An 18564-nucleotide genomic window follows, 5' to 3' on the forward strand; every position below is an offset into this window, starting at 1 on the left:
GGTTATAACTATAGATCGTCATCATCGAAGGGTTGAGCGGTGAGTGCGCTAATCGATGTTCTCCGCCGTAACGATACGCAGTTCAACCCGTCCATCCTGATAGATATCGGGCTGATAGCCGTGTTCAAGATGGCGGATAAGCAGATCGGTAGCCAGTACAGCATGCTGACGCGCATTTTGATCCAGGGTGTAGGAGAGCGAACCGTCCTGCAACAGCTGGCGCGTCACGTCATACAGCTCATGTGTGATATAGCAGCAGCGTCCGCTTAATTTATGCTGCTGCAACAGTGCGCTGATATCGCGGTTATTATCGCCGGAGTTATACAGCCCCACGACATTTTGAGCTTGTTGGAGTGTACGATTAAGCAGCGAACGTATTTTATGTTGCTCATCTTCACCTGCCAGCACTTCACGTAAATTAAGCCAGGGTGCCCGTTGCGTGATGGCATCGCGAAAGCCGGAAATACGGTCAATATGTGCTCTGAAATCAAAACGGCCGCTAACCATTATCACGTCACCTGGTGCAGCCATACTCTGGCTCATTAATAAGCCAGCGGTGCGTCCGGCCTGATACTGATTAATGCCGACATGGCAAAATCGGCTGGCCTCGGCTAAATCTGAGACCAGCGTAACAACCGGAATCCCTTTTTCCCGGCAATGTTTAAGCGCATCATGAATAAGTGGATAGTCATGGCCGTAAACAATTATTCCGTCACGCAATTCACTACTTTTTTTAATCTTTTCCGCCAGTTTATCTGGCGGGTTTTCCGCCACCAGCGTACGAAACAGTTTAATTTTACGATAGCCAAGTCGGTCGGCAATGTGGGCAAATTCATCAGCGAGCTGCTGAAAAAACCAGGTGCCGTTATTGCTGAGGAATACCTCAATCCGCCACGGATGCTGCGTATCATCCGGCAGCAGACGCTGCAAACCCGCCTGACGTGCGGCGCGCAGCACCTTACGTACGGTTTCCGGCCGCACTCCGCCACGTTCGTTAAGTACCCGATCCACCGTCGCGATCCCAACCCCGGCCAGTTCGGCCACTTTTATCAGGGTGAGTTTCTTCATATTTTTTGCTTCTAAGCCCCGGTATCAAAACCTGCCGATTAAACCAGCCACGCTGTTTGCGTTTTACATCACAGAAGGGCGCTATTTTTCGCCGTATTATGCGCACGTACTCGCTGCTGACAAGATGTTAAATGTTGCGAGACGCAACGCGACTCTACACGCGTTCTCTTCCATCCTTAAAAAATTCCATGATGGGAAACCATCAAAAAAAACCTTTTAAAGCGCAGGGTGAGACTTTACTCTTTGCGCCGTTGTTAAAATTTAATTAATCCCATGATTTGAATGTAAAGAATCTTACCTCGTTGTTTATCAGATAATAAATATTGCCCAAAAGGCATCATCTGTATTTTTAAATACTTATTCATTTGGCTAATTAATCGCCAGGCACAAATACGTCTGTTATTTGGCCCGGTTTGCAATGTGAAAATTCATTGGCAGGGAAAACATGAAACGCAGAGAATTTCTCACCTCCATCACTGCGCTGGGCGTGGCAACCACGATCCCCGGGCTGAGCAAAGCAGAGGTGGTAAACGGTGGTCAGCCGTGGGAACCCGGCACGATCCAGACCCCGCCCGCGCCGCCAAAAAAAGGTGGTTTGCAGTACCTCAATCAGCATGAGTTTGACACCGTGGGCGCTATCGCCGAACGCTTTATCCCGGCAGATGAAACCAGCCTGAGCGGTAAAGACGCCGGCTGCGCAATTTTCATCGATCGCCAGCTGGCCGGGGATTACGGCAATGCGGTTGCAGTCTATCGCCTGGGTAAATTTGTTAAGGGTACGCCTGAGCAGGGGCCGCAATCTCCGCTCACCCCTGCGCAGCGATATCGGCTTGGGCTGGCGGCGCTGGATAACGCCATGCAGAAGCAGTACGGCAAAGATTTTGTTGCGCTGAGCGGCGAGCAGCAGGATCAGGTATTGATGGCCATGGAGAAGAACAGTCTCGATCTGGGTGCCGACGTGGAGACAAAAGTGTTCTTTGAGCTGCTGCTCCAGAATGTGCGAGAAGGTTTCCTCTCCGATCCGATTTACGGCGGCAATAAAGAGATGACCAGCTGGAAAATGATCGGCTTCCCGGGCGCGCGCTATGACTTCCGCGATCTGCTGCCGAAAAAGGGCCAGAAACTCAACATTATTCCAACCAGCCTGATCGATAACACCCTTTAACACCAGAGCCTTATTATGAATAACGTCCGTCCAAAAGCTGATGTCGCCATCGTCGGCCTGGCTGGTGCGGTTCTTTGATTGCGGAAGAGCTGACCCGTGCAGGTTTGAATGTCGTTGCCATTGAACGTGGCCCATGGTTTGAAACCGCCACTGACTTCCCGCCTTCGGTAGATACCGATGAACTGCGCTGGGATACGCGCCGCAGCATGCTGCTGCCGCCAGCCGTCGAAACCACCACTTTCCGTAATAACATCGCGCAAACCGCGCTGCCAACCCGTGAATGGAACCTGAACGAGCTGGGCTACAACGTAGGCGGCTCCGGTACGCACTGGGCCGGTATGGCGTGGCGCTTTACGCCGTTCGATTTTGAGCCCTATAGCCAGACCGTGCAGCGCTATGGCAAGTCACAGATCGCCAAAGGGGTCATTCTGCAGGACTGGGGTGTAACCTATAACGAGCTGGAACCCTTTTACGATCGCTTCGAGAAGATCGCTGGCGTCTCCGGTAAAGCCGGCAAGCTGAACGGCGAAACGGTGCCAGGCGGTAACCCGTTTGAAGGGAACCGCAGCAGCGAATACCCGCTGCCACCGTTGGAGAGCATGCGTCTGACCGACATCTTTACCGAAGGCGCAAAGAAGATCGGCCTGAACCCGTTTATGGTGCCCGCAGGCCAGGCGTCACGGGCGTATGTCAATCCGCTTGGCGTGCGCATGGGCCCCTGCACCTACTGCGGCTATTGCCTCTACTACGGCTGCGGCAACTTCTCTAAATCCAGCCCGAATGCCTGTGTCATCCCGGCGCTGATGCAGCGAGAGAACTTCACGGTATTGACGGACTCTGCTGTTGTTCGGGTCAATAAGGCGGAAGACGGAAAAACCGCGACCGGCGTTACCTATATCGACAAGAACAAGAAAGAGTGGGTACAACCGGCGGATATCGTGATTTTGTCAGCATTCCAGATGCAAAACGTGCGTCTGCTGCTGCTATCCAAAATTGGCGTACCTTATAACCCGGTGACCAAAACCGGCGTAGTCGGACGCGCTTACAGCTTCCAGACCGTTTCCGGTGCCAGCCTGTTCTTTAAAGATGAGAACCTCAACCAGTATATCGGCGCCGGAGCGCTCTCTTCCCAGGTAGACGACTGGAACGGGGACAACTTCGATCACACCGGCCTTGGCTTCATCGGAGGTGCGGGCATTCTGGTGGTCGCACGCGGTGCGCGACCGATCGGAAACGCTGATGCGCTGCCGCCTGGCACGCCGCGCTGGGGCAAAGAGTGGAAAAAGGCTTACACCCACGCTTTCCAGAACGCGACGTTTATCTTCGGTCAGGGCACCAGCTTCTCGCACGAGGATTACTACCTCGATCTCGATCCGGAATACAAAGATGACAACGGTAATCCGCTGCTGCGCGTCACCTTTGATTACAACGATAACGATCGCCGCTCGGCGAAGTTTATCGAAGAGAAGAGTGTGGAGATTGGTAAAGCGATGGGGGCTGACATTGTCATCGGCACTAACTCCGCGTCTGGCGCCTATTCACCGTACAACTTCGCCAGCGATCACACTATCGGCGGCGCGGTGATGGGCACCGATCCTAAAACCTCGGTGCTGAACCGCTATCAGCAGTGCTGGGATGCCCATAACGTCTTTGTGCTGGGCGCTTCGTCCTTCCCGAATAATGCCGGGTACAACCCGACAGGCACCATTGGTGCGCTGAGTTTGTGGACGGCGAAAGCCATTATCGAACAGTACCTGAAGAACCCGGGTCCGCTGGTGAAGGTGTGAGATGAAAAAGAGCAAAATTATAGCGGGTGTGGCAGCGATCGCCGCAGCCGTGGCCGCAGGTATGCTGTGGATGAACGGGGATACCTCCGCGGATGACGTGGCCAGCCACACGGTGCTGACCAGCCAGCCGCCGGGTGCAGCAGACGCTGACGCCGTTGCGCGCGGGCGGGCGTATGTCGCCATCGCCAGTGACTGCACGGCCTGCCATACCATGCCGGAGAGTAAGTTATCCCTGGCGGGCGGTTACTCCATCAGTACGCCGTTTGGCGGGATCTACGCCAGCAACATCACGCCGGACAGCGAAACCGGTATTGGCAGCTGGACCGAGCGAGACTTCTTTCGCGCGGTACGGCACGGCAAAGGTAAGCAGGGTGAACATCTCTATCCCGCTATGCCTTATAACGCCTACGTTAAGCTGACCGATCAGGATATGCACGATCTCTGGATGTATATCCGTTCCGTTAAGCCTATCCACTATCACGTGCCGGAAACCAACCTGGGCTTCCCTTACAACATTCGTCTGGCGATGATGGGCTGGAACCTGCTGTTCTTCAAAAACGAGGGCTTCAAAGCCGATCCAACGAAATCCGCCGCGTGGAACCGGGGTGCCTATCTGGTCGAGGGGCCGGAGCACTGTGCTGCCTGCCACACTGCGAAAAACCTGCTCGGCGGTGATACTGACGCTTATCTGCAGGGCAGTAACCTCAGCGAGTGGCATGCGCCGGACATCACGCCCAATCCGCATACCGGTATTGGCCGCTGGACGGAACAGCAGCTGGTGGACTACCTGAAACTGGGCAGCAACCACGTAGCGGTAGCCTCAGGCCCGATGGCGGAAGCGGTAACTAACTCCACGCAGCATCTGACCGATACGGATCTGCGTGCCATTGCTGCATATCTGAAGGAGGTTCCGGCTTCCGACGTGCAACGCCCGCAGCCCGAGGCAGCAGACAGTGCGCAGATGAAAATGGGCGAGAACGTCTATGCTGCCAACTGTACTGCCTGCCATAACTATGATGGCAAGGGCATTCCTAACCTCGCGGCAAGCCTGGCCGGCAATTCAGGGCTGCTGGCAGATGATGCCTCATCAATCATCACGACCGTGTTGCAGGGCGGTCGCGGTGCGGTAACGGCCGGGAACCCCACCAGTGGCGCTATGCCATCATTTGCGTGGAAGCTTTCCGATGAGCAGGTTGCGGCGGTATCAACCTACCTGCGCAACAGCTGGGGCAATGCGGCGAAACCGGTGAAGGCCGATGAAGTGGCTGGCAAGCGTGCCGTATTGAAGCTGCCTCCGCAAATGGCGGCGCACTAAACTGCCGATCTCTACGGGCCGCCCATTCGGGCGGCCGTTTTCTTACCTAATCTGCCAACGCTTTCTGCCGTCAATACTCTTGTACTAAAAGCGAATTTTCTCTCATTTGAAACCGGCTTCCTTAGTTAAAATAGTGCCTTAGCTGTAGCGGCCCGCAATCGAAATCACTCCGAATCGCAATCAGCGTCATTTTCGGTTCAGATTAAGTGACATTGAAAAACCTCACCGGCTCATATTAAGTAATATTGAGCTCGCGTTTATCCTGGCCGGTTTGTAATCCATTTCGATTGACTCACAATAACTTCAAATAAAATTTAACTATCAGCGTCTTTCTTCATCCCACCCGTATAGCGCCTGTTTAGGTGAGATTACCCTGACTACTGTATGATTTTCTTTGCAGCCTGAACGGCTGCACAACATAAACAGGAGAATATCATGAGCACATCGCTGTTCAGCAAAACCCCGACGGTCGCGGTCCTCGATAACCGCAGCCTGACCGTGCGCGATATCGCGTACCACCGCCATCCCGGCTCCCCGGACGTTACCAGTGAACGCATCACGCGCCATCAGTATGACGTCCGCGGCTTTCTGACACAGAGTGCTGATCCGCGCCTGCACGACACCGGACTGGCGAACTTCAGCAGCCAGACCGATCTGACTGGTAACGTTCTGCGGTCACAGGGTGTAGATAATGGCATTACTGTGGCGCTGAACGATACTGCCGGCCGACCGTTTCTGGCTGTCAGCAGCATCAGCACTGCCGGTGTTGGCATGGAGGACAGAAGTCAGGCGGTAACCCGCACCTGGCAGTATGAGGACACAACCCTTCCCGGACGTCCGTTAAGTATTACGGAGCAGGTGAACGGTGGAGCCGCCCGCATTACGGAGCTTTTCGTCTATGCCGGTAACTCTGTTGAGGAGAAGGCGCTGAATCTCTCCGGGCAGCCTGTCAGCCACTACGATACTGCCGGCCTGACGCAGACTATCAGCATAGCGCTGACGGGCGTGCCGTTCTCCGTCACCCGGCGCCTGTTGAAGGACGCGGATAATCCTGACATCGTGGCTGACTGGCAAGGAGAAGATGCCTCTGACTGGAACGGCCTGTTGCACGATGAGACATACACCACCCTGAGCATTGCGGACGCTAATGGGGCGGTGCTGACCACCACAGATGCAGAGAGTAACCTTCAGCGGGTGGCGTACGATATAGCCGGTCTGTTGTCTGGCAGCTGGCTGACCCTGAAGGGCGGCGCGGAACAGGTTATCGTCAGGTCCCTAACGTATTCGGCCGCCGGGCAGAAGCTGCGCGAAGAGCACGGCAACGGCGTGGTGACCACTTACACGTATGAAGCGGAGACGCAGCGCCTGACCGGCATCCGGACGGAGCGACCTGCCGGCCACGCCTCAGGTGCGAAGGTGATGCAGGACCTGCGCTATGAGTATGACCCGGTAGGTAATGTCCTGAAAATCAGCAATGACGCGGAAAAGACCCGCTTCTGGCGCAACCAGAAAGTGGTGCCGGAGAACGTGTACGTCTATGACAGCCTGTACCAGCTGGTTAGCGCCACCGGGCGCGAGATGGCAAATGCAGGACAGCAGGACAGCAGCTCACCGACCGCCACTATTCCCCTCCCCACCGACAGCTCAGCGTTTACAAAGTATACCCGCAGCTATACCTATGATGAAGGAGGCAACCTGACGCAAATTCGTCACAGCGCACCGGCGACAGGCAACAGTTACACCACAGACATCACCATCAGCAATCGCAGCAACCGGGGGGTGTTGAGCACGTTGACAAAAAATCCCTCAGATGTGGACACGCTGTTCACGGTGAGCGGGCAGCAGAAACAGCTGCAGCCGGGACAGAGTCTCGTCTGGACGGTGCGCAACGAACTGCTGAAGGTGACGCCGGTGGTACGTGAGGGTGATACCGGAGACCGGGAAAGCTACCGCTACGACGCCGGCAGCCAGCGCATTCTCAAAGTAAGCACGCAGAAAACAAGTAACAGTATACAGTCACAGTATGCGCTGTACTTGCCTGGTCTGGAGCTGCGCACGACAAAAGCCGGCGCTACGCAAACGGCAGGCTTGCAGGTTATTACAATAGGTGAAGCTGGCCGGGCGCAGGTGCGGGTAATGCACTGGGAGAGTGGAATACCGGAAGGTATAGGCAATGACCAGATTCGTTACAGTTACGATAACCTGACGGGCAGCAGCCAACTGGAGCTGGACGGCGACGGAAACGTCATCAGCATGGAAGAATATTACTCGTACGGCGGAACTGCGGTATGGACGGCGCGCAGTGCGGTGGAAGCGGACTACAAAACGGTGCGCTACTCAGGCAAAGAGCGTGACGCAACAGGGCTATATTACTACGGGTACCGTTACTACCAGCCATGGGCGGGCCGGTGGCTGAGCGCGGACCCTGCGGGCACGGTGGACGGGCTGAACCTGTTCAGGATGGTACGGAATAACCCTATAATATTCGTAGATCCTGACGGACTCAGTCCATCTTTACGTACCCAACTCCCTGGGAGTAACCTTTATGAGCCAAAATTAAGAACTGGAGAAGACAGGAATCGGCGTGGTGCATCGCATTTAATTCCATCCCGCATCGAAAATAGCCTTGTTGAAGGGACCCCCATAAAGCTGGAGGATGCATTAACAGAACATGCGCTAAGCACGACTCCAATATTAACCGATCTTATTAATCCAACCAAGGTTTCTATGAATAAGGTAACCAGGGATATACTGGCTAATAAAAGTATGGCTGGAGGCATACTGGCATTTAACGCAATACGTTTCTCAATAAGCGAAAATAAAGATATTCATGCATTACGGATTGTTGATTCAGAAACATCAACCTATCAAACTGGAGAAGGTACGGTTGCAGCAGCATATTGGGCTCCGCAAGGGGGATATGTAGATATTCCTGCACATCCTATGACTGGTCCAAAAGTCGTGCTCACCCCTGGATTCAGCGGATGTTCTTTTGTCGCTGATAAATTAAACGAAGAAACCATTCGTGTCAGACATGTACAGGGTGGTAAAGAAGACCTGGAGTATAATAACCTGACTGCCGATGAGCATGGACAGGGTATGATCGATGCCATGGAGTATAGAGATTATGGGTACCATCATGATAGCCAGGGAAATTTGATGGAAAATATAACGGGCTCGGCATTTATGATATATGAAAACGACCAATGGAATTTAAAATACCAGAGCCTCGCTAACGCACCCGGAATTTCTTCATTAAGAGAAGAGTCTTTTGGTTTCTTCAATAAGAAGACGCGACTGACAGGTGAAATTCGTCATGGCGAAGGAAAAAATGTTGTTAAGACAAAAACCTTATCCTTACATCATTAATATAGCAATTTAAACTTAACATTAAACGTCATGTTTCTCCCCATCTAAAAAACCGTTTAAATTACTGGGTTCTTTTTTGGGGAGAACCAAAACAGTCAATCTGGTGAGACAGTTTTTCTGACTCATTTAGGATGTTTTTATCCCATTCTGGTGTTACGTTTTCATCATCTCGAGTAAAATGAGACAATTTTCATCATCATGGCACTTTATGGCTATGCCCGCGTTTCAACCGGTGAACAGGATCTAATCCTACAGACACAAATTCTCCGCGCTGCCGGTTGTGAAATCATTCGTGCAGAAAAAGCCAGCGGAAACAGCCGGACCGGAAGGAGCGAGTTGCCGCTGTTGCTGGAGTTACTGTGCTCTGGTGATACGTTGACGGTGCCCCGCGTGGATCCCCTGTCCCGTAGCATTAAGGACATACATAATATCTTGTATGCCACTCAGCATGATGTAACGCTCAGGGCAACATAACAGCCAGTGGACACGCATTTGCGCTAATTGCGAATCAGAGGGATTTCAATTGCGAGCCGTTACATTTAGCGTAGGTTGTCGGGCACGTTGTTAATAAGGTCGAGGTATAAAATGAAATTACCAGGTATTCCGGAAAATGAAGCCGCGCGGTTGAAGTCGCTCTATATGATTGACCTGCTTGATACGCGTGCTAATGAGCGCTTTGACAGGCTGACGCGCATCGGACAAAAACTTTTCCGCGTACCCATTGTGGTAATTAACCTTATTGACCGTGAGCGCCAGTGGGCGCTGGCCTGTGAGGGGATGAGCGGACGTGAAATGCACCGTGATATCTCATTTTGCGCTCATGCCATCCTGCAGGATGAGCCACTCATTGTGAACGATGCGCGCCTTGATGATCGCTTTCACGATAACCCGATTGTGGCGGGTGAACCCTATATCCGTTTCTACGCCGGCTTTCCGGTTCGTCTGCCGGACGGTGCCGTGGCCGGCACGCTGTGCCTGGCAGGGAGTGAGCCACGCGATCTCACCGAAGATGAAGTCGCCTCACTGAAGGATATCGCCGCTATTGTCGAAGATGAATTTGAGGTCATCAATATGGCCATGACCGATAGCCTCACGGAAATCTCTAACCGGCGCGGTTTTTATCGCAGTGGCGATAAACGATTTCTGGAATATCAGCAGAGCAGTACTGATTTCGCCATCCTCTATTTCGATATGGACAAGTTCAAACCGATCAACGATATGTGGGGGCATGCAGAAGGTGATGAAGTCCTCAAAATTTTTGCTCACCAACTGAGCCAGTTGCTGGGTCCTGGCGATATTGCCGGACGGCTTGGCGGTGACGAGTTTGCCGTGATGCTCAGTGACAGTGAACATGCTCAGACCTACCTTAATGCGCTGCGGGAAAATCTGAACGTTCACAATAAGCACTCAGGAAAACCGTACAACATTAACTACTCTTACGGGATAATCAACAGCAGATCAGGACGTTATGGCTCTCTGGGCGATATGCTTAAAGAGGGCGATAGCGTTATGTACTCTGAGAAACGGCGCAAAAAGATTTGAGGTAATGCGAGCCATCACTTCAGTAATGCAGGGATGCTGGCCTTGAGGGGGAAGTCATTGTGGCCAGCGCCATTCAGGTTCACTGAGATGTTTCGCAAAGAAGTCAGACAGTACTCTGACCTTAAGCGGACGACTGCGTGAGGTGGGGGTAACAAAATAGAGTCCACCCTGCGTCATCGACCACGCTTTAAGCAGGTGCTCCAGACGGCCATCTTTCAGATACTCCGCGGCGATAAATTCCGGAAGCTCCGCAATCCCCAGTCCTGCCAGCAAGGGCGGCAGCAGGGCATCGGCGTTGGTGACCCTCAGCGGTCCGCCCGGCACAATATCCTCCTGCACGCCGGAAGCATGCGTAAAGCGCCAGATCTGGCTACGGGCACGATAGGCATAGCTGAAACACGGCCGGGCAGAGAGTTCGCGCGGATGCTGCGGTACACCCTGTTCAGCGAGGTATGTCGGTGAGGCCACCAGAAATTGCGACACCGCACACAGCTTGCGCGCCACCAGCGAGGAGTCCGGAAGCACGGCAATTCGTAACGCGGCATCAAATCCCTCGGCAATCAGGTCGACCGATGCATCTGACAAGTGCAGGTCCACGCTCAGTTCCGGGAACTGGCGGATAAGTTCTGGCATCAGTGGGGCTACCCAGCGTAAGCCGAATGACATGGGTACCGCTAAGCGCACCTGTCCACGTGGCTGCACTGATAATTCGTGTGCTTCGCTTTCCACCTCTTCAGCCTGGCGATATATCTCTGACGCCTTTGCTGCCATGCTCTGGCCGAACTCTGTTAACGCCAGCTGACGTGAGGTTCGGTTAAACAGCCGACCGCCCAGCCGCTCCTCCAGCCTGGCGACTGCACGTGACACAGTAGGGACAGAGACGCCCATCACTCTTGCTGCCGCCGCAAAAGAACCTCTTCAGCCACTTTTGCAAACATCGCAAGCCCTTCAAAATCGGGAAATCTGTTCATTTCAAATCTGCAATGATGAGTTTCAAACCATTCTATTTTGGAAGCTGGCGAGCGTCGATATGCTTGTCTCATCGCGACAACAACTGCTGTCGCCAATTGACTGAATAACTCATCACAGGAATAGAGAAATGAAAACCCACCGTATTGCTTCTACGCTCTTTGCCTCATCCCTGGTGCTGGGCATGACCAGCGTCTCTGCCCCCGCCTTCAGCGCCGTGCCAGCACCTCTGGTTACTCTTTCAGGTGTGGATCATGCCGGCATAAATGTTCCTGATCTCGCAAGGGCCATCGCGTTTTTCCAGACTACTTTCGGCGCCAGGCTGGAATCTGATATTACGCCTGGCGCGATCCCGGATGCGTGGAAAACGGCGTTCAACTGGCATCAGTCCAGTGACCTCAAGCGTTTTGTCATGATGCGCCTGCCGGATGGCACAGGCGTAGAGCTGTTCCAGTATAGCGGTGAGCACATCGGCCATGAACGTCCTCATCAGGATGATGATGCGGCAACGCATATCGCACTAAAAACGCATGATGTACCCGCAAGCTTTAAGGCTATTCAAAAAGCCGGACTGAAAACCCTGAATGAGCCGGTGACCAACGCCGATGGCACTCAATGGTTCTATTTCCTGACGCCGTGGGGCTCGCAGATAGAACTGGTGGGTAAAGCAAACGTGGCGAATTGACAGGATAGAGATATGAAAAAGGTCCTCACCCAAACCTTGCTGGTAGCTGCACTACTGGCCGGCACACATAACGTTTTAGCGGAGAACACAACGATGACTATTATGACAACTCAGCACGCTCCTGCAGGCCTGCAACAGCTTATCGATCGCCACTTTGCGATCTGGAACAACACCAATGCTGTTGAGCGGGAGAAAGATTTCGCTGCGGTTTACTCGGCTAACTTTTTCATGGCCGATTATGATGGTCTGAACGAAGGCGCAGATCGTGTCAATGCTGCCATCAGTAAAGTACAGTCACAGCATGCGGGCTTTATCTTCACCCCGGCGCCTGTCGAGTGGAACCACGGCATAGCCCGTGTAACCTGGGGGTATGGACCGAAAGAGAACCCCTGGCTGGTTCGGGGCGAAGATATCTTCACGGTCAGCGAAGGCAGGCTATCAAGCGCACGCGTCTTTCTTAATAAATAGCACGGTTAATCAACAGCAGGGGAGAATATCCTGACCGCAGGGATAGTCTGAGGCACTTTGATATGTTATCAGTAAGTACCTGCGTTCTGGTCAGGTATTACATTTTACACATGCTAACTGTTATTCACTCATCAGCTTGAGAAAAGATCATGAAGAAATCGATAGTTCCGGAAGAGTTCAGGCACTATTTCAGTGATTGGCACTTCTCTCCCGTCATCGAAGCAGATGGCACAGTGTATCTTTCAGGTGTTACTGCAGCACGAAAGGATAAACCTATAAGTAAACACCCGGAAGAGCAATTCCATGATGCATTTTATAAGCTGGGTGTATATCTAAAAGCCGCTGGTTTAGATTATGAAAATATTGTTGAGATGACTACTTTTCATATTGATTTGAAAAAACACATAGACGTTTTTTCTAAAGTAAAAGATGAGTATGTAAAAGCGCCATACCCGGCATGGTCCGCTATAGGCGTAGCAGAATTCATTCCGGAAAATGCACTGGTAGAGATGCGGATTGTGGCAAAAAGATAGCAATATTTGCTCTCTTGAGGTGGACCTGGTCAACCTCGGTCACGACAATGTCTGCAGGCGCAGTGACGCAGCGAGCCTATTTTCAGCTCATAAAACGAGGGCGTTCGTTAACTGAACGCCCGTACGATCAGGCATCGGAATCTGTCAGTGTGGCCCTGATATGAGGAAGACTCTGAGGATAGTTTTGCTGAATGAATTCGATCATTTTCTCCCGCACGTAGCAGCGTAAATCCCAGGCCATTGGGGAGTTTTGCGCAGTCATCAACAATCTGATCGTCATGGTTTTTTCAGTAGTATCAGTCACCTGCAGTACCTGAGTCTCCTGATCCCAGAGTTTCGTTTCGCTGAGCACTTTTTCAAAGTGCTTACGCAGCGGATCCAACGGCATGGAGTAATCAAGATAGAGAAAAACAGAGCCTAAAATTTGCGCGTTATTACGCGTCCAGTTCTGAAACGGATTTTCTGTAAAGTAAGTGATCGGCAAGACCAGCCGGCGCAGATCCCAGAGGCGCACAACAACGTAAGTCAGGTTGATCTCCTCAATCCAGCCCCACTCTTTTTCCACCACGACGGCATCATCAATTTTGATCGGCTGAGTAAAAGCTATCTGTATGCCGGCGAATAAGTTAACGAGCGATTTCTGCAGCGCAAAGCCAATTATTATTCCGGCAACCCCGGCCCCGGCCAGGATAGTCGTACCGAATTTACGGACGCCCGGAAAACTGAGCAGGATCAGAGAGAGGCAAAAGGTCACCAGTACAACAATCGCGACTTTCTTAACATACATTATCTGCGTGCGAATCTTACGGGCACGAAGATTATTTGAGATATTTATGTCATAGCGTATGAAAAGCATATCCTGTGCGACGTTGATTAACCGAATCAGCACAGAGCAGAATGATAATATAATAAATATATTAATCGTTGTTGTAATAAAGCTTAGCGATTCAGGCTGTACGTTGACATAATTGATCCCCAGTCGGATAAAAAGCAAAGGGATAAAAAGAAACATTGACCCACGAAGGTGCTTTTCTAGTGATTTGAATAGCTTTCTGTCACGACTCTGCCAGTAACGGATAAATCGGAGAAGTACAAATCGTGTTAAAAAACCCACGGCAAGTGAGAGCGTGACGAGCAATACAGCAGGCACCCAGGATGGCGCACCAGATAACTCACCAAATAGCAAAGGCATTATCTCTCCTTATATACAGCTAACAACCCTGGTTGTCAGTTATGTCAAAAAATCAGTAATCTTTTTTTTACAGATCATCTGCAGATTGCCTGATCGAACATATCATTATATGAAAAACAGGGAAAACGGCCTTGTCAGGACATAAAAATATCTGACAACTTTTGGTAAATACCTGCTATGCAGAGTACGCGCCTGAGATACCTTTGATAAGCGCTGTGAAGGCCTCGACAGCCTCTTCATGCTGCATATGTCCACGCGAAATCGCCACGGAGAGCGCCTCTCCAGCGCCCACAAGCCCAACGCAAAGTTGCTGTAACGATTTTGGGGATATTCCGACATGCGGGGTCAGAACAGAGACAAACATCGCGACGCAGTTATCCAGCAACTCCTGGAAAACGACCGCCTTTTCTTCGCTGCCTGCCAGCGCTGCACCGATCACATGGAATTCGCCTGTTTTATCTGCGGCACAAAGTATGTAGCTGCTCGCCAGAAGATCTGCGGTTTCCTGCGCATTTTTAGGCGCTTTGGACATCATTTCCGCGAAGGAGCTGATGCGTTCTGTATCGATCCATTTATAGAGTTCGATGAGCAGTGCTGAGCGGGTTGGGAAGTGATCGTAGACCACGGGTTTAGAAACGCCTGCACGCTCGGCCAGCCGTCCCAGAGTCAGGCTATCCGGATCCTCCTCTCGTACGATCAGAAGTGCGGTTTCAAGAAGCTGCTGGCGCCGTTTGGCTCTGGTTAATCTTTTTGCCGGAGATGAGGAGGGTTGGACGTTGTTTTTATTCATCATTCTGTATTCATTCAGCCACTAAAAATTATTTAACCTACTAAAAGTAGATTAATTCCGCAATGCGTACTACCTTTCCTACTATTAGTAGCTTATCACGTACAAGAGGAAACACGCATATGTCATGTAATCCTGTACTTTTATTGGGTGGTTCAGGTGCAATTGGTCATCAGACTGCGCGGGCGCTACGGGCGACTTATCCGGATGTTCCGCTCCTGATCGGCGGCCGGGATTTTGTCAAAGCGCAGCGTACGGCAGCCGAAATGGGCAACGCGCAAGCTATCGTGCCTGATATGAACTCTGCAGAACTGGGTCTGGGAGATAAGCCAATCAGTGCGGTGGTTGTCCTCTATAAGGATCATTCACTTGCCGCATTGCGCTTTGCCCAGGCGCGGGGGATACCTCACCTGAGTATCTCGTCCGGGGTGTTCGAAATCGCGCCTGAAATAGCAAACTTTATGCATGCGCCAACTGCTTCGGCGGTGGTCCTTGGCTACGAATGGTTGGTAGGCGCCACAACCGTTCCGGCGATCCATCTGACAAAATCCTTTGCTCAGGTCGATAAAATTCACATCGGTGCGCTGGTCGATGAGCAGGATACAGGTGGGCCGGCGGTCGCTGAAGATTTTGAATATCTAAGCCGCCTCATGCCTGCCGCTCTTTCGCGCCGTGATGGGCGCTGGGGATGGCGGGAAGGTGATGACGCAAAAGTGGTTTTCTCAGCGCTGGATGGCAGCAAAATTAACGCTTCCGGCTTTTCATCAATTGATGTAGCCGGACTGGCAGCCGCAACCGGAGCGCGCAGCGTACAGTTCGACCTGGGTCAGGGTGTGAGTTCGAGTCGACGCAAAGGCAAGCCATTATCAACGGAAATCATCCTTGATATTTCCGGGCTTGATCACAGCGGACGAGCGCTGCGAACCAGACATGCGGTCGTACATCCTGGCGGTGCAGCGCCCCTGACCGGAATGGGGATCGCCTTACTCCTTGAGCGCTTAATCGGACTGGATGGAAAACCACCTGTCGCGCCAGGTCTGTACTTCCCTTATCAGATTCTGGATGCGTCGCACTACTTAACACGCCTTGCGCAAGAGGGCGGTGAGGTTCTGCCACTCCCGCTTTCATAAACAGCACCCGGCAACATCCGGCGAGGCAGTCGTAAGCCCGCCGGTATTAGCTTGTAAAAGACCCGATGCGGCACGGAGGCCGATGTCAGCGATGAGCGAGAGGCAGGTCAAATCCTCATCAGGCGCCCGTGTGGGCCTTAGTGACCGTGAACGGTCAATCCTACGAGCCGGATAACTACAGGACGGACAACAAGTATGCAAAAGAAAGCCGCGGGCATGGCAACCTGGTAAGCATTCATCACATTTGTCATGTAATGGGGTCCGGTTCCGAATTCAGCTAACGTGATAACCAGACTCATCAGGAACGCCATGATGATCGCCATATAAAGGGCAAAAATGTAAGGGGCCATGCGCGTTGGCAGGCGGGTTCGTTGGGGGTTTTTTGTGGTAGCATCACTCATCGAAATATCCTGTTTAATGAAGGTCGACGAAACAGCGGCTAACTTAACAAGCTTATAAACAGGGTTGTAGAGCCGTGATTCTTTAATCATTATTAATTAAAAGTGACGAATCATCAGTGGGGATAATATGGACGTGTTAGGGCTGATCAGCACTTTTATCCGTGTGGTTGAGAACGGCAGTATTGCAGCGGCGGCGCGTGCTAAAGGCTCGAGTCCGGCAGCTGTCAGCCAGAGTCTTGCCCGTCTTGAAGCGCATCTGGGCGTGCGGCTGCTATCGCGAACCACCCGTAGCATGACCTTAACTGAAAACGGTAAACGGTATTTCGAGAAAGTCCGCCACATTCCCGTAGATATCGAACTCGCCTCTCAGGCTGCTGCGAATGAAACTAAACCGCAGGGACCACTCTGTATCGCTACGACAGCCGCATTTGGTCGGTATGTTCTGGCTCCACTTATGCCGGCTTTCAAAGCCTCTTTTCCCGAGATAGATATTGAACTGATCAGTACCGATCGCAACGTTGATCATCGCCTTGAAGGCGTTGATGTCAGTATCCGCATCGAGGCACAGCTTAATGATCAGTTAATCGCTAAAAAAATTGCATCGTTACCCTTTATATTCTGCGCGGCTCCTGCTTACCTTGATCGTGCTGGCACTCCTCTGACGCCTGCGGAACTTAGTCACCACGACTGCGTGGTTTTCCGCTATCCAACGGACAGACGGTTTCTGCCATGGGCTTTTCTCGTCAACGGACAACCTGTCAATGCAAAACTTAATCCCGGCTTTATTAGTGATGATATTGATATTATTGCAAAAATAGCTATAGCCGGGGGCGGTATTGCCCGTCTGGCAAGCTTTGTTGCGCAGCCTTTGATAGAGAGTGGTTTGCTAACGCCTTTGCACTGGCCTGGTTATGGCGACGAGAGCAACATTGAGTCTCAGCCGATGGATATTTATGCCTGCGTCAACGAACGGTCAGCGCTTAATTCAAAGGTCCGAACATTTATTGAATTTTTAGAAGGTGCGATTCAGACATGACCGCTTGTTACGCGCATAACTACAGGCAGTTTACAGTTTATCATCCGCTGAGATAACGATTGAAAGGGCAGCAACATGATAACAGTAGAGAAATCAGATCCCCATTCCGCAGACTCATGCCATTTAATTGAAAAACTGTCAGCAGAGCTTGCCTCTATTACGGGTGACAGCGGCAAAAGCAATTTCACCATTGACTCCATGGATGAGGGGAGATCTGTGTGGGCAGTGGCAAGGGACAGCAGGGGAAATGCGACAGGATGCGGAGCCATTCGACCGTTGACTGAAAATATCGCTGAACTCAAAAGAATGTATTCGGACCGTAGCTCATCCGGTATTGGTCATGCCGTGCTTACTTTCCTGGAAACATCCGTGAAGAGTATGGGATATAAAGAAATCTGGCTTGAAACCCGGCTGGTTAATCATAAGGCTGTAAATTTTTACCAGAAAAATGGGTACGTACAAATAAAGAATTACGGGCCATACGTAGGTCGGGAGGAGGCTGTATGTTTTGCAAAATTACTGCCAGGCTGATTCAGGATTTATATAAATCGGGAATCACTATTTAACTTTTATAGGGGGGTACGTGCGCATTCGACCATCATCTCGACTGATCACTCTTTCGCCTGATAATCGCGTCCTGCTCTTTAGGTTCTGTCATAAAGATGGTGCTCTGAGAGGAAAAACATACTGGGCAACGCCGGGCGGAGGGCTCGAAAAAAACGAATCTTATGAACAGGCTGCTATACGCGAGTTATACGAAGAAACGGGTTTGACCAGCACATTCCCGGGGCCACAAATAGCGTCCCGAACCTTCACAATGATGCTACCAAGTGGGGAGACAGTACTTGCTGATGAGCGTTTCTTTATGATTAATGCACATACACCCGATCTTGATCGCTCAGGATGGAGTAACAATGAAAAGGAAGTCATTCGCGAGCATCACTGGTGGACAATAGAAGAGCTAATACACACCAGTGAGACAATTTTTCCACGCGATTTAATCATTAACATACTTAAAAGCAAATCAGCCGGATCTCCGACGTTAACTGCGTCATGATATCCTGAACGTCCGCTTTTGGCACATAGCGGACCTTGTAAAACTATTCTGCTGGCCACC

General features: G+C 51.6%; 16 protein-coding genes and 2 pseudogenes. 13 read left to right on the forward strand and 5 right to left on the reverse strand.

All coding sequences use genetic code 11. The features are described from left to right. Positions 1 to 48 precede the first annotated feature (48 nt). Positions 49 to 1068 (reverse strand): LacI family DNA-binding transcriptional regulator, encoded by a 1020-nt coding sequence (locus tag HA48_RS03225; protein ID WP_128599751.1) that lies wholly within the window; start codon positions 1066 to 1068, stop codon positions 49 to 51. 445 nt (positions 1069 to 1513) lie between these two features. Here HA48_RS03225 and HA48_RS03230 point away from each other — a divergent pair, with 445 nt between their 5' ends. The 6 genes and pseudogenes from HA48_RS03230 (at position 1514) to HA48_RS03255 (ending at position 10246) form a co-directional block, all read left to right on the forward strand. After that, a complete protein-coding gene (locus HA48_RS03230; RefSeq protein WP_128599752.1) occupies positions 1514 to 2233 on the forward strand; it encodes a gluconate 2-dehydrogenase subunit 3 family protein in 720 nt (239 codons plus the stop codon). Between the two features lie 15 nt (positions 2234 to 2248). After that, positions 2249 to 4020, forward strand: a pseudogene (locus HA48_RS03235) (GMC family oxidoreductase). A gap of 1 nt (position 4021) precedes the next feature. After that, positions 4022 to 5335, forward strand: a complete 1314-nt coding sequence (locus tag HA48_RS03240; protein WP_128599753.1) for a c-type cytochrome — start codon at positions 4022 to 4024, stop codon at positions 5333 to 5335. Positions 5336 to 5770: 435 nt separating this feature from the next. Beyond that, complete coding sequence (locus HA48_RS03245) at positions 5771 to 8704, forward strand: RHS repeat domain-containing protein (RefSeq protein WP_128599754.1); 2934 nt, start codon at positions 5771 to 5773, stop codon at positions 8702 to 8704. A 198-nt stretch (positions 8705 to 8902) separates the two neighbouring features. Beyond that, positions 8903 to 9175, forward strand: a pseudogene (locus tag HA48_RS03250) (recombinase family protein); the annotation flags it as partial. Positions 9176 to 9289: 114 nt separating this feature from the next. Then, entirely contained in the window at positions 9290 to 10246 is a 957-nt protein-coding gene (locus tag HA48_RS03255) for a GGDEF domain-containing protein (RefSeq protein WP_128599756.1), read from the forward strand. Between the two features lie 54 nt (positions 10247 to 10300). On the opposite strand, the gene HA48_RS03260 is transcribed toward HA48_RS03255, so the two are convergent. Continuing rightward, positions 10301 to 11134, reverse strand: coding sequence for a LysR family transcriptional regulator (locus HA48_RS03260; protein ID WP_244182790.1), 834 nt, complete (start codon positions 11132 to 11134; stop codon positions 10301 to 10303). Positions 11135 to 11345: 211 nt separating this feature from the next. Between HA48_RS03260 and HA48_RS03265 the strand changes: the two genes are divergently transcribed. The 3 genes from HA48_RS03265 to HA48_RS03275 all read left to right on the forward strand — a co-directional run bounded on the left by HA48_RS03265 (position 11346) and on the right by HA48_RS03275 (position 12901). After that, complete coding sequence (locus tag HA48_RS03265) at positions 11346 to 11900, forward strand: VOC family protein (protein ID WP_128599757.1); 555 nt, start codon at positions 11346 to 11348, stop codon at positions 11898 to 11900. 12 nt (positions 11901 to 11912) lie between these two features. Beyond that, complete coding sequence (locus HA48_RS03270) at positions 11913 to 12368, forward strand: nuclear transport factor 2 family protein (protein WP_128599758.1); 456 nt, start codon at positions 11913 to 11915, stop codon at positions 12366 to 12368. A 149-nt stretch (positions 12369 to 12517) separates the two neighbouring features. Beyond that, positions 12518 to 12901: a RidA family protein gene (locus tag HA48_RS03275; protein ID WP_128599759.1), complete on the forward strand. Its 384-nt coding sequence runs from the start codon at positions 12518 to 12520 to the stop codon at positions 12899 to 12901. A 127-nt stretch (positions 12902 to 13028) separates the two neighbouring features. Here the strand turns inward: HA48_RS03275 and HA48_RS03280 are convergent, their stop codons facing one another. Next, positions 13029 to 14093: a mechanosensitive ion channel family protein gene (locus HA48_RS03280; protein ID WP_128599760.1), complete on the reverse strand. Its 1065-nt coding sequence runs from the start codon at positions 14091 to 14093 to the stop codon at positions 13029 to 13031. Positions 14094 to 14268: 175 nt separating this feature from the next. Then, entirely contained in the window at positions 14269 to 14886 is a 618-nt protein-coding gene (locus HA48_RS03285; RefSeq protein WP_244182791.1) for a TetR/AcrR family transcriptional regulator, read from the reverse strand. Positions 14887 to 15002: 116 nt separating this feature from the next. On the opposite strand from HA48_RS03285, the gene HA48_RS03290 reads away from it, so the two are divergent. Next, entirely contained in the window at positions 15003 to 16010 is a 1008-nt protein-coding gene (locus tag HA48_RS03290) for an NAD(P)-dependent oxidoreductase (RefSeq protein ID WP_128599761.1), read from the forward strand. Positions 16011 to 16147: 137 nt separating this feature from the next. On the opposite strand, the gene HA48_RS03295 is transcribed toward HA48_RS03290, so the two are convergent. Beyond that, a complete protein-coding gene (locus tag HA48_RS03295; protein ID WP_128599762.1) occupies positions 16148 to 16411 on the reverse strand; it encodes a DUF2798 domain-containing protein in 264 nt (87 codons plus the stop codon). Positions 16412 to 16538: 127 nt separating this feature from the next. Between HA48_RS03295 and HA48_RS03300 the strand changes: the two genes are divergently transcribed. The 3 genes from HA48_RS03300 (at position 16539) to HA48_RS03310 (ending at position 18504) form a co-directional block, all read left to right on the forward strand. Beyond that, positions 16539 to 17447, forward strand: coding sequence for a LysR family transcriptional regulator (locus tag HA48_RS03300; protein ID WP_128599763.1), 909 nt, complete (start codon positions 16539 to 16541; stop codon positions 17445 to 17447). 75 nt (positions 17448 to 17522) lie between these two features. Further along, positions 17523 to 17978: a GNAT family N-acetyltransferase gene (locus tag HA48_RS03305; RefSeq protein WP_128599764.1), complete on the forward strand. Its 456-nt coding sequence runs from the start codon at positions 17523 to 17525 to the stop codon at positions 17976 to 17978. A gap of 52 nt (positions 17979 to 18030) precedes the next feature. Beyond that, positions 18031 to 18504 (forward strand): NUDIX hydrolase, encoded by a 474-nt coding sequence (locus HA48_RS03310; RefSeq protein ID WP_128599765.1) that lies wholly within the window; start codon positions 18031 to 18033, stop codon positions 18502 to 18504. Positions 18505 to 18564 lie beyond the last annotated feature (60 nt).

Origin of the sequence: Pantoea wallisii (assembly GCF_002095485.1) — a bacterium.
Classification (GTDB): domain Bacteria; phylum Pseudomonadota; class Gammaproteobacteria; order Enterobacterales; family Enterobacteriaceae; genus Pantoea; species Pantoea wallisii.

What these genes read in the sequence shown, in the direction of transcription:
- HA48_RS03260 (WP_244182790.1), bottom strand. Translation starts at nt 11,134, where the DNA reads ATGGGCGTCTCTGTCCCTACTGTGTCACGTGCAGTCGCCAGGCTGGAG.
- HA48_RS03230 (WP_128599752.1), top strand. Translation starts at nt 1,514, where the DNA reads ATGAAACGCAGAGAATTTCTCACCTCCATCACTGCGCTGGGCGTGGCA.
- HA48_RS03225 (WP_128599751.1), bottom strand. Translation starts at nt 1,068, where the DNA reads ATGAAGAAACTCACCCTGATAAAAGTGGCCGAACTGGCCGGGGTTGGG.
- HA48_RS03280 (WP_128599760.1), bottom strand. Translation starts at nt 14,093, where the DNA reads ATGCCTTTGCTATTTGGTGAGTTATCTGGTGCGCCATCCTGGGTGCCT.
- HA48_RS03240 (WP_128599753.1), top strand. Translation starts at nt 4,022, where the DNA reads ATGAAAAAGAGCAAAATTATAGCGGGTGTGGCAGCGATCGCCGCAGCC.
- HA48_RS03245 (WP_128599754.1), top strand. Translation starts at nt 5,771, where the DNA reads ATGAGCACATCGCTGTTCAGCAAAACCCCGACGGTCGCGGTCCTCGAT.
- HA48_RS03270 (WP_128599758.1), top strand. Translation starts at nt 11,913, where the DNA reads ATGAAAAAGGTCCTCACCCAAACCTTGCTGGTAGCTGCACTACTGGCC.
- HA48_RS03275 (WP_128599759.1), top strand. Translation starts at nt 12,518, where the DNA reads ATGAAGAAATCGATAGTTCCGGAAGAGTTCAGGCACTATTTCAGTGAT.
- HA48_RS03285 (WP_244182791.1), bottom strand. Translation starts at nt 14,886, where the DNA reads ATGATGAATAAAAACAACGTCCAACCCTCCTCATCTCCGGCAAAAAGA.
- HA48_RS03305 (WP_128599764.1), top strand. Translation starts at nt 17,523, where the DNA reads ATGATAACAGTAGAGAAATCAGATCCCCATTCCGCAGACTCATGCCAT.
- HA48_RS03290 (WP_128599761.1), top strand. Translation starts at nt 15,003, where the DNA reads ATGTCATGTAATCCTGTACTTTTATTGGGTGGTTCAGGTGCAATTGGT.
- HA48_RS03300 (WP_128599763.1), top strand. Translation starts at nt 16,539, where the DNA reads ATGGACGTGTTAGGGCTGATCAGCACTTTTATCCGTGTGGTTGAGAAC.
- HA48_RS03295 (WP_128599762.1), bottom strand. Translation starts at nt 16,411, where the DNA reads ATGAGTGATGCTACCACAAAAAACCCCCAACGAACCCGCCTGCCAACG.
- HA48_RS03255 (WP_128599756.1), top strand. Translation starts at nt 9,290, where the DNA reads ATGAAATTACCAGGTATTCCGGAAAATGAAGCCGCGCGGTTGAAGTCG.
- HA48_RS03265 (WP_128599757.1), top strand. Translation starts at nt 11,346, where the DNA reads ATGAAAACCCACCGTATTGCTTCTACGCTCTTTGCCTCATCCCTGGTG.